Origin of the sequence: Streptococcus oralis subsp. dentisani, from assembly GCF_002096685.1 — a bacterium.
In the GTDB taxonomy this organism is placed as follows: Bacteria; Bacillota; Bacilli; order Lactobacillales; family Streptococcaceae; genus Streptococcus; species Streptococcus oralis_AD.
Genome location: NZ_NCVA01000039.1, coordinates 148,859 through 163,239, shown reverse-complemented (window position 1 = coordinate 163,239; position 14,381 = coordinate 148,859). Strand labels below are relative to the sequence as shown.

General features: G+C 41.5%; 15 protein-coding genes and 1 other annotated feature (1 of these 16 cut by a window edge). Of the genes, 2 read left to right on the top strand and 13 right to left on the bottom strand.

What is annotated here, in order from left to right; all coding sequences use genetic code 11:
• Window positions 1-124 precede the first annotated feature (124 nt).
• Window positions 125-2,398: a Xaa-Pro dipeptidyl-peptidase gene (locus B7705_RS03625; RefSeq protein WP_084947846.1), complete on the top strand. Its 2,274-nt coding sequence runs from the start codon at window positions 125-127 to the stop codon at window positions 2,396-2,398.
• A 16-nt stretch (window positions 2,399-2,414) separates the two neighbouring features.
• Complete coding sequence (locus B7705_RS03620) at window positions 2,415-2,885, top strand: arginine repressor (RefSeq protein WP_001043006.1); 471 nt, start codon at window positions 2,415-2,417, stop codon at window positions 2,883-2,885.
• Window positions 2,886-2,940: 55 nt separating this feature from the next.
• On the opposite strand, the gene B7705_RS09805 is transcribed toward B7705_RS03620, so the two are convergent.
• The 13 genes from B7705_RS09805 to trpX all read right to left on the bottom strand — a co-directional run bounded on the left by B7705_RS09805 (window position 2,941) and on the right by trpX (window position 14,060).
• Window positions 2,941-3,114 carry a hypothetical protein gene (locus B7705_RS09805; protein ID WP_038805106.1) on the bottom strand — a complete coding sequence of 58 codons (174 nt, stop codon included), beginning with the start codon at window positions 3,112-3,114 and terminating at the stop codon, window positions 2,941-2,943.
• A gap of 9 nt (window positions 3,115-3,123) precedes the next feature.
• On the bottom strand, window positions 3,124-4,434 hold the full coding sequence (gene obgE, locus B7705_RS03610) for a GTPase ObgE (RefSeq protein ID WP_084947844.1): 1,311 nt from the start codon (window positions 4,432-4,434) through the stop codon (window positions 3,124-3,126).
• A 70-nt stretch (window positions 4,435-4,504) separates the two neighbouring features.
• Complete coding sequence (locus B7705_RS03605) at window positions 4,505-4,639, bottom strand: DUF4044 domain-containing protein (protein WP_000863854.1); 135 nt, start codon at window positions 4,637-4,639, stop codon at window positions 4,505-4,507.
• Between the two features lie 43 nt (window positions 4,640-4,682).
• Window positions 4,683-4,874: a PspC domain-containing protein gene (locus B7705_RS03600; protein ID WP_001074503.1), complete on the bottom strand. Its 192-nt coding sequence runs from the start codon at window positions 4,872-4,874 to the stop codon at window positions 4,683-4,685.
• 22 nt (window positions 4,875-4,896) lie between these two features.
• A complete protein-coding gene (locus B7705_RS03595; protein ID WP_084947841.1) occupies window positions 4,897-6,213 on the bottom strand; it encodes a glycosyltransferase family 4 protein in 1,317 nt (438 codons plus the stop codon).
• 8 nt (window positions 6,214-6,221) lie between these two features.
• On the bottom strand, window positions 6,222-7,265 hold the full coding sequence (locus tag B7705_RS03590; protein ID WP_193431904.1) for a glycosyltransferase family 4 protein: 1,044 nt from the start codon (window positions 7,263-7,265) through the stop codon (window positions 6,222-6,224).
• 112 nt (window positions 7,266-7,377) lie between these two features.
• A complete protein-coding gene (locus tag B7705_RS03585) occupies window positions 7,378-7,707 on the bottom strand; it encodes a metal-sulfur cluster assembly factor (protein WP_000331930.1) in 330 nt (109 codons plus the stop codon).
• 14 nt (window positions 7,708-7,721) lie between these two features.
• Entirely contained in the window at window positions 7,722-8,831 is a 1,110-nt protein-coding gene (gene rpoD / locus B7705_RS03580) for an RNA polymerase sigma factor RpoD (protein ID WP_000201892.1), read from the bottom strand.
• 2 nt (window positions 8,832-8,833) lie between these two features.
• Complete coding sequence (dnaG, locus tag B7705_RS03575) at window positions 8,834-10,594, bottom strand: DNA primase (protein ID WP_084947838.1); 1,761 nt, start codon at window positions 10,592-10,594, stop codon at window positions 8,834-8,836.
• Window positions 10,595-10,775: 181 nt separating this feature from the next.
• Window positions 10,776-11,207, bottom strand: coding sequence for a hypothetical protein (locus B7705_RS03570; RefSeq protein ID WP_084947835.1), 432 nt, complete (start codon window positions 11,205-11,207; stop codon window positions 10,776-10,778).
• Window positions 11,208-11,371: 164 nt separating this feature from the next.
• On the bottom strand, window positions 11,372-12,130 hold the full coding sequence (locus B7705_RS03565) for an ABC transporter ATP-binding protein (protein WP_084947832.1): 759 nt from the start codon (window positions 12,128-12,130) through the stop codon (window positions 11,372-11,374).
• The gene (locus tag B7705_RS03560; RefSeq protein WP_084947830.1) at window positions 12,127-12,993 is read right to left on the bottom strand and encodes an ABC transporter permease; all 867 of its coding nucleotides are present in this window, start codon (window positions 12,991-12,993) and stop codon (window positions 12,127-12,129) included. Before B7705_RS03560 ends, B7705_RS03565 begins: the two co-directional genes overlap by 4 nt.
• 65 nt (window positions 12,994-13,058) lie before the next feature.
• Window positions 13,059-14,060, bottom strand: coding sequence for a tryptophan ABC transporter substrate-binding protein (gene trpX, locus B7705_RS03555; RefSeq protein WP_084947827.1), 1,002 nt, complete (start codon window positions 14,058-14,060; stop codon window positions 13,059-13,061).
• A gap of 108 nt (window positions 14,061-14,168) precedes the next feature.
• Window positions 14,169-14,381 (bottom strand) — a binding site (T-box leader); it runs 3 nt beyond the window's last position.

Genomic DNA, 14,381 nt, shown 5'->3' with positions numbered 1-14,381 from the left:
TTAAAAACTAGAATGAAAAGGTAGAAGATCATTCCTTTTAAAGTGACTTCATCACAGGCCAACAATATCTTTTTTACCTTATTTTTGATATACTAAATTTAGAATATTTCTAAAGGAGAGCGCCATGCGTTTTAATCAATTCAGCTACTTGCCTGTTTCTCATTCGCAAGTTTTACGCGAGTTATCTCAGCTTGGTTTGAAGCTGGTACCAGAACAAGCATCAAAAAAACAACTTGAACAATTTGTCCGCTGTAATTTTTTCACTTATAAAAATACCGACTATCCTTTGTCCGTCTTAGCAGCAGACAAGGAGACTGATCTCCTTACCTTCTTTCAGTCAGATTGTGACCTGACTGCTGAGATTTTTTATACTGTGGCTTTTCAACTTTTAGGATTTAGCTATCTTGTTGACTTTGAGGACGCCGAACAATTCCGTAAAGAGACTGGATTTCCTATTATTTATGGAGATTTGATTGAAAATCTCTACCATTTGCTCAACACTCGAACCAAAAAGGGAAATACACTCATTGACCAGCTTGTTAGTGATGGGCTTATTGCAGAAGATAATCACTACCACTACTTTAACGGCAAGAGCTTGGCAACCTTCTCTACTCATGATGTCATTCGTGAAGTCGTGTATGTCGAGAGTCGTGTGGATACTGATAAAGACGGACTCCCTGATTTAGTCAAGGTCAGCATTATTCGCCCTCGATATGATGGACAGATTCCTGCGGTTATGACTGCCAGTCCTTATCACCAAGGCACCAACGACAAAGCCAGCGACAAGGCTCTCTACAAAATGGAAGGAGAGCTTGAGGTCAAACCTGCCCACATTATTGAACTTGAGGAGCCTGAGATTGATTTTGTCGAGCCTCATGGTCAAGCAGAAACCGTCTCTGAAACTGAAGAAAAGCTAGCTCACATCAATAGTTCTTACACTCTCAACGATTACTTCCTCCCAAGAGGATTTGCCAATCTCTATGTATCGGGTGTTGGAACCAAGGATTCCCAAGGTCTCATGACCAATGGGGACTACCAGCAGATTGAAGCATATAAAAATGTGATTGACTGGCTTAATGGCCGTTGCCGTGCTTTCACGGATCACACACGCAAACGTCAAATCAAGGCTGACTGGTCAAGCGGAAAAGTCGCAACAACAGGAATTTCTTATCTAGGGACCATGTCTAATGGTCTTGCGACCACTGGTGTTAATGGCTTAGAAGTCATCATCGCAGAAGCAGGAATTTCCTCTTGGTATAACTACTATCGGGAAAATGGTCTTGTGACCAGCCCTGGTGGTTATCCAGGTGAGGATTTTGACTCACTTGCTGAATTGACCTACTCCCGCAATCTCCTAGCTGGTGACTATATCCGTGGTAATGAAGCTCATCAGGCAGACTTAGAAAAGGTAAAAGGGCTTCTTGATCGCAAGACTGGTGACTACAATCAATTTTGGCATGACCGCAACTATCTGCTCAATGCTCACAAGGTTCAAGCTGAGGTCGTCTTTACGCATGGTTCCCAGGATTGGAACGTCAAACCACTTCATGTTTACCAGATGTTTCATGCTCTTCCTGACAATATTCGCAAGCACCTCTTTTTCCATCATGGGGCTCATGTTTATATGAATAACTGGCAGTCAATTGACTTCCGCGAATCCATGAATGCCCTCTTAAGCAAGAAATTGTTAGGACTTACAACAGACTATCAACTTCCTACTGTCATCTGGCAAGACAATACTGTACCGCAAACATGGCAGGGGCTTGGTGACTTTGGCAAGCAGGATGAACTGCATACCTTCTCTCTTGGAACTGAGGAAAAAGTGATTCAAAACCAGTATGATCAAAAGGATTTTGACCGTTATGGCAAGACTTACCAGACTTTCAACACAGAACTTTACCAAGGAAAAGCAAATCAAATCACCATTGACCTTCCAGTAACTCAAGACATTCACTTAAATGGTCGAGTGGAGCTGAAACTTCGTGTCAAATCAAGTACAAACAAGGGTTTATTATCTGCTCAACTGCTGGAACTTGGACAAAAGAAATATCTACAGCCTTATCCAGCTGTTTTAAGTGCTAGAACCATTGACAACGGTCGCTACCACATGTTAGAAAATCTCTGCGAACTGCCATTTACTCCAAGCGCCCAACGTGTCATCACCAAAGGATACCTTAATTTACAAAATAGAAATGACTTACTGTTAGTAGAGGATATTACTGCAGATGAATGGATGGAAATCCAATTTGCCCTACAACCTACGATTTACAAGCTGAAAAAAGGTGACACACTTCGCCTTGTTCTCTATACAACCGACTTTGAAATTACAATTCGAGATAATACAGACTACCACTTAACTATTGATTTAACACAGTCTTCTATCACCATCCCCTCATAAAAGGAGCCAGCCTCATATGAATAAATCTGAACATAGACACCAACTCATCCGTGCACTTGTAGCTAAAAATAAGATTCATACACAGGCAGAGTTGCAAGCTTTACTAGCTGAAAACGACATCCAAGTCACACAGGCCACTCTCTCACGCGATATCAAAACCATGAATCTATCAAAGGTTCGCGAAGCAGATCATTCTTATTATGTTTTAAATACTGGCTCCATCTCCAAGTGGGAAAAACGCTTGGAAAACTATATGGAAGATGGCTTGGTCATGCTACGCCCTGTCCAGCATCAGGTTGTCCTCAAAACCTTGCCAGGCCTTGCCCAATCGTTTGGAGCTGTTCTCGATGCTCTCAATTTTAAACAAATCATTGCCACCGTATGTGGTGATGATGTCTGCCTTCTTATCTGTGAAAACGCTGAAGAAGCACAGACTTGCTTTGAAATTCTTAAAAAATTTGCGCCACCATTTTTCTTCAATGACTAAAAAATTCCCCGTGATGAATACAATCACGGGGTTTTGTTTTATCAATGTTGATAGGCTATTTTTCTTCTCTATCAGCCTTCTCATTGCCTTTTTTTTCTCGTGCCAATCTAAGAGCACGTTTGGGATTGAGACGATTAAACAATTCTTCTAGTTTTTTTTCATTCCATACATCTGCTGCAGAAACAAAATTTCCATCTGCATCTCGGAATGATATCGGTTTATCTCCCATATCAATCTCCTAGTCTACAAATTCAAACTCAAATTTACCAATTCGGACCAGATCTCCATCCTTGGCTCCACGCGCACGAAGGGCTTCGTCAACCCCCATACCACGTAACTGGCGAGCAAACTTCATGACAGACTCATCACGGTCAAAGTTGGTCATGTTAAAGAGTTTCATGAGTTTTTCACCAGAAAGCACCCATGTCGCATCATCATCGCGGCTAATTTCAAAGGCTTTTTCTTCCTCATCAAAGCCATAGTAAGCTTCTTCTTCCATATCGGATTCATCATAAATCGGGAATTCTGGTGTCTTGTCTAACAACTCGGCTGTCGCATCCAAAAGAGTTGCCAAACCTTGCTTAGTCAAACCAGAAATAGGGAAGATTGCTGGAAGTTCTTCAAACTCATCGTAGTTTGCTGCCAATTTTTCCTTGAAGATTGCAAGATTTTCCTGACTTTCAGGCATGTCCATCTTATTGGCTACGATGATCTGAGGACGCTCCATGAGACGAAGGTTGTAGGATTCCAATTCTTTATTGATAGCTAGGTAGTCCTCGTAAGGATCACGTCCTTCGCTAGCTGACATATCGATGACATGGAGGATAACTCGTGTACGTTCGATATGACGGAGAAACTGGGTTCCAAGACCAACACCTTGACTAGCTCCTTCAATCAAACCTGGAAGGTCTGCTACGGCAAACGATTCACCTGACTGTGTACGGACCATACCTAAATTTGGCACAATTGTCGTAAAGTGGTAGGCGCCGATTTTTGGTTTAGCAGATGTGATAACACTTAAAAGTGTTGATTTCCCTACAGATGGGAAACCGACCAAGCCAACATCCGCCAGGATTTTCAGTTCCAGTTGCAACTCACGTTCTTGACCTGGTTCTCCATTCTCAGAGATTTCAGGTGCAGGATTTTTTGGTGTCGCAAAACGGATGTTTCCGTGGCCACCTCGACCACCATGAGCTACGATAAATTCTTGACCGTGCTCAATCAAGTCTGTAATGACTTTACCTGTTTCTGCATCACGTACAGTCGTTCCTTGAGGAACACGGACACGAAGGTCTTCAGCACCACGCCCATGCATTCCTTTGGTCATCCCTTTTTCACCGGATTCGGCCTTGAAATGACGGTTATAGCGGAAATCCATCAAGGTACGCAAGCCTTCGTCTACAACAAAAACAACGTTACCTCCACGTCCACCATCACCACCCCAAGGCCCGCCATTCGGGACATACTTTTCACGGCGAAAGGCAACCATACCATCGCCACCATTACCAGCCTTGACCTTGATCTTGGCTGTATCTAAAAACATACTCATATTTTCTTCTCACTTTAAAAAGGACTGGAAAATCCAGTCATTAGTTATTGTTTCTATCTTAGCAACTTACTTAGAATCTGCTAAAAGCTCCAAGCGCAGTCGCAAAGATACCAGCAAGGGTTACAAACAACATAATTAGCACGACAAAAAGCGTTACTTTTTCAAACATTGTTTTTTTACGTTTTCCATTATCTCCAAAAGCCATTTGGACTCCTTTTCATTTCTCTTTGTTCTATTCTGTTTCTCTTTTAATATTCGCTAGAAACAGGTGCAATTACCCATAAAATCAAGTAAGCAAGTACCCCTGCCCCATAACAAAAGGCAAGAACCCCCCAAATCACTCGGACAATAGTGGGGTCAATATCAAAATAGTGGGCTACACCGGCACAAACGCCTCCAATTTTTTGATCTCTACCACTTCTCATAAATTTTTTTGCCATATTTTATTCTCCTATATTTTTACTAATCTCTCCAGTAGTCGCGCATACTGGACAACTGTTTTTTAGACGCCTTCAGAATGCGTTTAGATTCTTTTACTGGGGCGCTGACTGCTTGTTGAGGGAGATATAAAATGGTCTTTAGAAAACGTTGACTCATTGGTTCTCCGTCAAGCAATTCTTGTTCAAAATTATTTGAAATAATAGCATCGAGATAAAACTCATGGACTCGTTTCCCAAAATTCTCAGCCGAAATCTCATACAACTTGTCAGCCAACTTCTGCTCATCCATATCCGGAGTGGCAATCAAAGCCTCCAAGATGGCACCTGCAAGATCCTGTTCTCCATAGTAGAGGGTTCCAAACATCTTGTCACTGATCAGATTATCCAGATAAGGATTGCCATGAGCGATGACAGGAGTCCCACTGGCTAGACTCTCTAGATAAGTCAATCCTTGGGTTTCACTAGTGGATGCAGAGATAAAGAAATCTGCCGCCTTATAGTACAAGGCTGTTTCACTTGGGGCAATCATACCAGTAAAAATCACATGATCTTGGATCTGCAATTTCACTGCTTGTTCCTTCAGACTGTCCAGATAAGGACCATCTCCAGCAACAACCAACTTCACCTTATCTTCTTCTTTCAATACCTCAGCGAAGGCATTTAGAACTGCTTGGATATTCTTCTCATAAGAAATACGTGAAAGGCTCAGCAACATTTTCTCATCTTCTTTAATCCCAAGCTTAGATCGAAGGGCTGCTAAATTCTCTTCTTTAATCTCAGGTCGTTCAAACTTAGCTAGCTCAATTCCAGTTGGGATGACACGCTTTTCAACCTTGACTTTGTATTTAGATAAAAGGTCACGAACAATCTCACTAGGGCAAATCACGCCATCTACATCATGAAGGAAGCCACGCACCAAATATTTTACCATACTCGGACGAATTAGCATGCCCTTAGCAATATAATGCACATAGTCTTCATACTGGGTATGGTAGGTATGAATAACTGGAATTTTCAATTCTCTCGCAATCCAAATCCCAAGCAAACCTAGTGAAAACTCTGTCTGGGTATGAATGATGTCAAGTTGATACTGCTTGGCAATTTCAAGCGCCTTTGTAAAACCTCGGTAGGCAAATCGTCGATCCTTAAATGCAAAGAAAGGAACACTCGGAATTCGAATAATTTGCCAATCCTCGTAGCGATTCACGTCTTTATCAGTCGTTGTAAAGATAAAAACTGCATGTCCTTGCTTTTCAAGCTCTGTCTTCAAAGTTCGAATACTAGTCGCAACCCCGGAAACCTGAGGGAAATAGGTATCTGTAAATAAACCAATTCGCATAAATTACCTCACTTTTTGCCCAAAACAGCCTGTTCTCGATAGAATTTTAGCCAGATTTCCAACAAATGCTCCTCGGAGTACTCTTTGGAGATCTCGCGAGCTTTTTCTTTCAAGTTCTTTAAGGCTTCAGGGGCATTCTTGTATTCTAGGATTGCTTCTCTCATCTCAGAAACATCACTTGTAGCACGATAATTCCCATCAAGAATAACCTTATACAGGTCCAAATCCCTTAACATAATCGGCGCCTCGCAACTAGCTGCCTCTAAGATGGTCATGGGGAATAATTCATTGTAACTTGGTAGTAAGAATAGATCCGCCATAGCGTAGAGCTCACGCATCCGTTCCGGTGATACAATTCCGGGGAAAATAAGATTTTTTGGTGGATTGTCCATAATCTTCTTGTAGCGTTCATAACCATCTGTCATCCCACCAAATGAAAAACCACCAGCCCAGATAAACGTAATTTCTGGCAATTCCTCCGCAAGGCGGATAAAGTCATCAATTCCTTTACGTTTCTGAACCTGGCCTGCACCGACTACGACAAACTGATCTTCCGCTAAATCCATTTCCTTACGGAGTTTTGAAACTTGTTCAGCTGGCAATGGATGCCATTTTTCTTTGTTTACAAAATTTGGGATGTAAGTTACTTTTTCACGCGGTATACCAGCAACCACCAAATCCTCGATAAACATGGGATTGACCACGACCAAGTGTTCCATTCGGTTATAAAAAGAAAACACATAGCGTTTGACAATTCCTTTTAGGAAAAATGGAATTTTCAAGCTTCCCTCAAGCGTATCAGGCAAAAAATGCACATAGCCAATTTTTCTCCCAGAGCGTTTCTTTTGAAATGTAGATAAATAATAAGGGAAATCAATGGTATGAAAGTGAGTTACATCTGCCTCAACAGGAAGGTTCTCCGTAACAATTAACTGATCTTGGGCATCGCGATGTAGGAGACGTACCAACTCACGGTAGGCTCCTGATACTCCTTGACCAGCCACTTTTTCGCTTGAACTTAGCATATTAATACGCAATTTTTCGTTTTCCATACCTTTCATTATACCATTTTATTTCTAGAAAATCAGCAAAAGAAAGAGAGACCAGAGGAAAAAGGAGGAATTTACCCTATTTTCCAATCGTCTCTCGCATTTTTCTTAGTCTTTATTTAATTCCTAGGGCGATACGTGCATAGCGACTCATTTTTTCAACCGTCCAAGCTGGATACCAGACCAATTTAACTTCGGTATTGGTTACCTCAGGCACATCTGTCATCGCATCATGTATCTGGTCTGTCAAAAGGTCAGCCAGTGGGCAGCCCATAGTTGTCAAGGTCATATCAATTTCAGTGTGACCTGTTTCACCATCAAAACGAATTTCATAAATCAAACCTAGGTTGACAATATCAATCCCCAACTCAGGGTCAATTACTTCTTCCAAGGCATTTAAAATACGTGTTTTAATTGTTTCAATTTGCTCTTCTGTATAAGCCATGTTATTCCTCACTCTTAGTCTTCAATAAAATCACGAAGGGGTTTGCTGCGACTTGGTTGACGTAGTTTTCTCAAAGCCTTGGCCTCGATCTGACGGATACGTTCACGAGTTACGTTAAAGACTTTACCAACATCTTCAAGGGTTCGCATCTTCCCGTCGTCCAAACCAAAACGAAGGCGTAGAACGTTTTCTTCACGGTCTGTGAGAGTATCCAAGACTTCATCCAACTGCTCGCGTAAGACGATACGAGTTGTATAGTCCACTGGATTCTCAATCACTTCGTCTTCGATAAAGTCCCCAAGATGGCTATCGTCCTCTTCACCAATCGGTGTTTCAAGTGATACTGGTTCTTGGGCGATTTTCAAGATTTCACGCACCTTGTCAGGTGTCATATCCATACGCTCAGCGATTTGTTCAGGAGTTGGATCTTGACCCAATTCTTGAAGGAGATTACGTTGTTCACGGACAAGCTTGTTAATCGTTTCAACCATGTGAACAGGAATACGAATGGTACGAGCCTGATCAGCGATGGCACGAGTGATCGCCTGACGAATCCACCAAGTTGCATAAGTAGAAAACTTAAAACCTTTTGAATAGTCAAACTTGTCAACAGCCTTCATCAAGCCCATGTTTCCTTCTTGGATCAAGTCAAGAAACTGCATGCCACGCCCTACGTAGCGCTTAGCGATCGAAACAACCAAACGCAGGTTGGCTTCTGCAAGACGTTGTTTAGCTTCGATATCACCAGCCTCAACTGCAAGGGCCAATTCTTTTTCCTCTTCGTTGGTCAAGAGAGGAACAACCCCGATTTCCTTCAAATACATACGGACTGGGTCATTAACCTTGGCAGAAGTTGAACCAATCAAGTCCTCATCACTGAGTTCTGGCTCTTCTTCTGCACTTAGCACACGCGCACTTGGATTTCCTTCATTATCTGTGATAGAAATTCCAGCATCCTGAATCCGTTGCAAAAGGTCTTCAATACCGTCTGCATCTAGGGTAAAAGGAATAACCAGACTTGAGTTGATTTCGTCGTCTGTTGCTGTTCCTGTTTTTTTGTGGTTACGGATAAAGTCTGCTACTTGCACATCAAATGTGGTTACTTCTTTTTGTTTTGTTGCCATTATTACTCCATTCTTCTCTTTTGGGAAATCAATCGTTGCAATTCTTCCAAGGCTGTGTCCGTATCTCCTACATGACTAGCTTCCTGCACTTTCTTTTTAATTCTTAAGTTGTCCTTGCTAAGGAGGGCACGGTTTCGAGTCGCTTCGACTTCCGCTAGCTCCTGAGGCGACATCTCAGCTGGCAAATCTAGACCAAGAACATGGTACCAGGCATTTTCAACCTCAGGAGTCTGATGAGACAGTTCCTCTGATCCGATTTCTCCCTGCTCACTTAATAATTCGTAAAGAATCTGAAATTCTGGGGTATCAAAGAAAAAATCTTCTCTTAATCGGTAGTCATTTAACACAACTGGATTCTCAGCCATCCTATAGAGGAGATGAGCCTCTGCTCTCATGACTGCTGTCAGTTGCCGCGTTACAGGTAAACTAATCGCTGCTGGAGGTTGCTCCTCTTTGACTCTTTCCTGCCTCTGAACAATGCGACTTTCATTTACAATCTGCTCCACCTGCTGGTAATCAAAAGAAGGTAGATTATCCGCCAGAATGTGGATATAAGAATTCTGGGCAGTGATAGATTTTTCTTTGGCGATTAGGGGAGCAATCTTTTCAATGAACTCAATTTGCGCCTGCAAGTTATCACTATTTTCTGGCTTGAGCTGGTGAATATAGAACTCTATAGGACTGATACGAGTCTTTGTCAAGAGGTAGGCCAGGTCTTCAGCAGAATTCTTTTGCAAATACTCATCTGGGTCCATGGCATCAGGTACTCGAACAACCTCAACTGAGAAATCTTTTAACTCCTCTAATGCCTTGGCTGTCGCTGCCTGCCCTGCCTTGTCGCCATCATAGCTGAGAACAATTTTTTTGGTAAAGCGTTTGAGGTGGTCAACATGCTCCTTGCTTAAGGCTGTTCCCATAGAAGCTACAGCATTTTCTATACCAGCACGGTAGGCTGCAATCACATCCATGAAGCCTTCCATCAAATAGAGTTCTGTGATTTTACCTGTTCCCTTTTTAGCCTTGTCCAAATGATACAATTCATAACTCTTGTTAAAAATTGCAGTTGAACGACTATTTTTATACTTGGCAGTCTGACTATCAGTTTCTTGCCAGACACGACCTGAAAATGCAATAACCTGCCCCTTGTCATTGGTCAAAGGAAAGATGATCCGTCCGAAAAAGGTATCATAAAACTGATTGCCATCTGACAGGTAAAACAAGCCAGAATCCAATAAATCCTTTTCCTCAAACTTGTCAGATAAACGTTGGTAGAGATAGGTTCTCTCTGCTGGAGCTAGTCCAATCTGGAAATGCTTCAGAACATCATCTGTCAATCCGCGTTTGTAGAGATAAGCCCTTGCTTCTTCACCCATCTTGGTCGTCATGAGGATTGCATGGTAAAAACGGGCAGCTTCTTCATGCATGTCATATAAAGCTTGATGAGGGGAAGCCTGTTGAGGACGAGACTGTACAGGCATAGCTAGTTGAATACCGACGCGCTCACCTAAGAGCTGAACGGCTTCCATAAAGGACACACCTTGGTATTCTTCGATGAACTTAAAAACATCTCCTGAGCGCCCACAACCGAAACAATGGTAAAACTGCTTGTCTTCCACAACGTTGAAAGAGGGGGTCTTTTCACCATGAAAAGGACAGAGCCCTAAATAGTTCCGTCCAGCCTTTTGTAAAGAAATCACATCTCCTATGACTTCCACAATGTTGGCATTGTTTTTGATTTCTTCAATGACTTGCTTGTCAACCATACACAATACCTCCATCTTATCATAGTTTTACGTTAACTAGTATAGCTTATTTCTGAAAAAAAGTAAACCATTTCATACGCTTTACATGAGACTATTTCATAAGTTTACAACTATCATGAAAAACTGAATCTTCTGAGCAAATCATTCTAATATTTGAAAGAAAAACAAAAGAAATAAAATCCTATTTCACTTGATTTTCGAGGTTATTTTTCAATATCCTGCTAATATACTGACCATCTTTTCTACTAATGCAAGCCGTTGCATAAGTCAATGGTGCTTTGTATACCACTCCTCTATAGGATGGATCAGTCAATACAGGCATAGAATAATAGGCGTTCTTTTTATTTTTAAGGTCAATAAACCATTTACCTCCTAGGTGCTTACGGAAGGTTTCACCGATATAAACGGTCAAATAATCCAACATCTTTCGGTCTGCTATCAAAGCATGGTGGTCATCGTAGTGAGCCAAGATCCAAGCCTCCAAATCATCCAAAGACTGCATGCTATAGTCTAAATGAAGGCCTTGTTCCTCGGCAAACTCCCTAGTAAAATAGTCCATCTTAAATCCAATTTGAAAAATCCATTCTTGAAAATCTTCTTGTGTGTAAGCCATATTTTTATCTCCTTACTTTTATCAATGTTTAAGATTCTTATACTGATTATACTCCAAAGTAAAACTGATGAATAGGAAAAAACAGTAATATTTAAAATTCACCAAAAAACTTAGAAGCAAAAGCCTACTTCTAAGTTTTTAAGGATGCTTGATTTAAAAATTATCTACTCAAAAAGTTGATAGTAATCGGAAATTTTCATCTTGGCTTTTTCATCCTTATTCAAATCTTGGATGATTTGTCCATCTTTCATAACAATCAAGCGATTTCCATACTTGAGAGCATCTTCCATATGGTGAGTAATCATCAAAGCTGTTAGATAGTCCTTGTTGACAAAGCCATCTGTTAACTCCATCAAGGCTACACTTGTTTTTGGGTCAAGGGCTGCTGTGTGTTCATCCAACAAGAGCAACTCTGGTCGCTTTAAGGTTGCCATCAAGAGACTCAAGGCCTGACGTTGTCCACCTGATAGAAACTCTATTGGGGTGTCCAGATGTTTTTCAAGACCATTTCCCACTTTTTCAATGGTTGCCTGAAACTCCTCTCGGTGACTTGATAACCTTCTAGGAAGGAGTCCTCTCTTCTCACCACGAAACTTGGCAATCAAGAGATTTTCCGCTACCGTCATACGAGGAGCCGTACCCATCTTAGGATCCTGAAAGACACGAGACAAGTACTTAGCCCGCTTTTCAGGTGAAAAATGCGTCACATCCTCGCCCATAATACGGATACTCCCACTTGTTAAAGGTAAGGTACCTGCAATAGTGTTAAAAAGCGTTGACTTCCCTGCTCCATTTCCACCTAGGATAGTAATGAAATCATGTTCGAAAATTTCAAGAGAAACATCATTAAGAATGATCTTTTCCTCATCAAAGCCATTCGTGATGACTTTAGTAGCATTTTTTAATTCTACAATTGCTGTCATTTGCTGAACTTGACTCCTTTCAGGTATTTGTTTTTAAAGGTTGGAATCATAAGGCAAACCGCCAAAATCAAGGCGCTATAGAGTCGTAAATAGCTGGTGTTAAATCCAAGAGCAATCACTCCCCAAACGAGGAACTGATAAGCGATAGAACCTACAACGATGGTCATGAGGCGCTCTGCCAGAGTCAAACTCTTGAACAAAACCTCACCAATAATCAAGCTGGCAAGCCCTACGACAATCACCCCGATTCCTCGAGAAACATCTGCATATCCTTCTTGTTGAGCAATTAAGGCTCCTGCAAGTGCGATGATCCCATTTGAGAGAACCAAGCCCATGAGTTCCATGCGTCCTGTATTGATACCAAAACTACGAGCCATATCAGGATTATCACCTGTAGCGATGTAGGCTTGACCTAGTTTAGTATCAAGGAAAAAGAGCATGAGACCAATTACAAGAGCTACAAAGATTAATCCAGTCAGCAGTTGATTGAAATCTGAATCAAAAGGCAAGACATCCTGAATTTGCTTGGTTCCAAGAAGTCCCAGATTGGCACGTCCCATAATCATGAGCATGATGGAATGGCAGGAAGTCATAACCAAAATTCCTGATAAGAGGGTTGGGATTTTTCCTTTGGTATATAGGAGTCCCGTCGCCATTCCAGCTAGACATCCCGCTCCTACTGCAGCTAAGGTCGCTAAAAATGGGTTGACTCCCTGCGTTATCAAGGTTACAGCTACTGCTCCCCCTAGAGGAAAAGAGCCCTCAGTAGTCATATCTGGAAAATTCAAAATTCGGAAAGTCATAAAGATTCCCAAACCTAGAATCGCCCAGACCATTCCCTGAGAAATAATGGATACAATCATAATCTTTCACTCATTTCTTTCTTTAGTAAAAATGGGAGGAGATGTGTCCAACTCCTCCTTTATCTTTATTCAATCACTTGTCCTGCTGCTTTTAGGACGGACTCAGGAATGGTGATACCAAGTTCCTGCGCTAGTTTTTTGTTAATCACTGACTTACCAGTTGAAAAGACATTAACTGGCGTATCAGCTGGTTTTTCACCTTTCAAAACTTTGGCAATCATTTTACCAGTAGCCACTCCAAGATCGTGTTGGTCAACTACTACAGATGCTAATCCTCCTGCTTCTACCATGGCAGTGGCACTTGGATAGATTGGCTTTTTAGCTGTTTGGTTGCTTGAAACAGCTGTTGAGAATGCTGATGCGATGGTGTTGTCAATTGGAACCCAAATCGCATCGACCTTGCTGGTCATAACATTGACTGTTGAAGCAATTTCATTTGTTGATGGAACGGCAAATGTTTCGACTGTCAAACCTGCTTTTTCAGCATAAGCCTTGAATTCTTCAACTTGTGATTTTGAGTTATCTTCACTGCTTGAGTAAAGAGCGCCGATTGTTTTGACATTTGGTGTGAGGGTTTTTATCAACTCTACTTGTTGTTCAGCAGGGTTGTGGTCTGATACCCCTGTGATGTTGCCACCTGGTTTTTTCAAGTCTTTGACCAAGTTAGCACCGATTGGGTCTGTAATAGCAGCCATGATAACTGGTAGGTCTTTCGTAGCGCTAGCTAAACCTTGAGCCGCTGGTGTCGCAATCCCAACAACAACATCGTTTCCATTTGCTACTAACTGTTTACTCATGGTTGCAACCTTGCTCTGATCCCCTTCAGAGTTCATAAAGTCGATTTTCACTTGGTCACCTTTATAGCCTTCTTCAGCTAGTCCATCTTGAATCCCTTGGTAAATCAAGTCCAAGGATGGGTGACTAACAAATTGAAGGACACCAACCTTAGCTGTTTTGTTGTCCGTTTCTGTTTTTGCCTCCTGCTTTGTCAGGCTAGAATAAACCAAGCTAGCTCCAACTAAAGCTACTAGTGCCACAATAATTCCGATTAAACGTTTCATTTTTATTTCTCCTTATTTCTTTTAAATTACTTTTTTAATCACATCATAAAGCGATGCCATCGTTTAAATTCCATAAGTCTCCTCCAACAAAAAAGTCCTCACACAAAAAACTTGTGTGAGGACGTCGATGCGCGGTGCCACCTCAATTATAGGGAATATCCCTATCGCTCTTTCTCGCATTCACGAGTTGCACTGTAAGGTGTGCTCACCGAATTTTTATGATTTCAAATTCCTAAGAACATTCAGCCCAATTTCGTCACTTTCATTTATCTGTTTCCACCAACCACAGACTCTCTAAAAAACTTCAATGATTACTTTCTGAATGTT

Bases quoted from the DNA above. Each gene is read 5' to 3' on its own strand.
- B7705_RS03625 (WP_084947846.1), top strand. From the start codon at position 125: ATGCGTTTTAATCAATTCAGCTACTTGCCTGTTTCTCATTCGCAAGTT.
- B7705_RS03620 (WP_001043006.1), top strand. From the start codon at position 2,415: ATGAATAAATCTGAACATAGACACCAACTCATCCGTGCACTTGTAGCT.
- B7705_RS09805 (WP_038805106.1), bottom strand. From the start codon at position 3,114: ATGGGAGATAAACCGATATCATTCCGAGATGCAGATGGAAATTTTGTT.
- obgE (WP_084947844.1), bottom strand. From the start codon at position 4,434: ATGAGTATGTTTTTAGATACAGCCAAGATCAAGGTCAAGGCTGGTAAT.
- B7705_RS03605 (WP_000863854.1), bottom strand. From the start codon at position 4,639: ATGGCTTTTGGAGATAATGGAAAACGTAAAAAAACAATGTTTGAAAAA.
- B7705_RS03600 (WP_001074503.1), bottom strand. From the start codon at position 4,874: ATGGCAAAAAAATTTATGAGAAGTGGTAGAGATCAAAAAATTGGAGGC.
- B7705_RS03595 (WP_084947841.1), bottom strand. From the start codon at position 6,213: ATGCGAATTGGTTTATTTACAGATACCTATTTCCCTCAGGTTTCCGGG.
- B7705_RS03590 (WP_193431904.1), bottom strand. From the start codon at position 7,265: ATGGAAAACGAAAAATTGCGTATTAATATGCTAAGTTCAAGCGAAAAA.
- B7705_RS03585 (WP_000331930.1), bottom strand. From the start codon at position 7,707: ATGGCTTATACAGAAGAGCAAATTGAAACAATTAAAACACGTATTTTA.
- rpoD (WP_000201892.1), bottom strand. From the start codon at position 8,831: ATGGCAACAAAACAAAAAGAAGTAACCACATTTGATGTGCAAGTAGCA.
- dnaG (WP_084947838.1), bottom strand. From the start codon at position 10,594: ATGGTTGACAAGCAAGTCATTGAAGAAATCAAAAACAATGCCAACATT.
- B7705_RS03570 (WP_084947835.1), bottom strand. From the start codon at position 11,207: ATGGCTTACACACAAGAAGATTTTCAAGAATGGATTTTTCAAATTGGA.
- B7705_RS03565 (WP_084947832.1), bottom strand. From the start codon at position 12,130: ATGACAGCAATTGTAGAATTAAAAAATGCTACTAAAGTCATCACGAAT.
- B7705_RS03560 (WP_084947830.1), bottom strand. From the start codon at position 12,993: ATGATTGTATCCATTATTTCTCAGGGAATGGTCTGGGCGATTCTAGGT.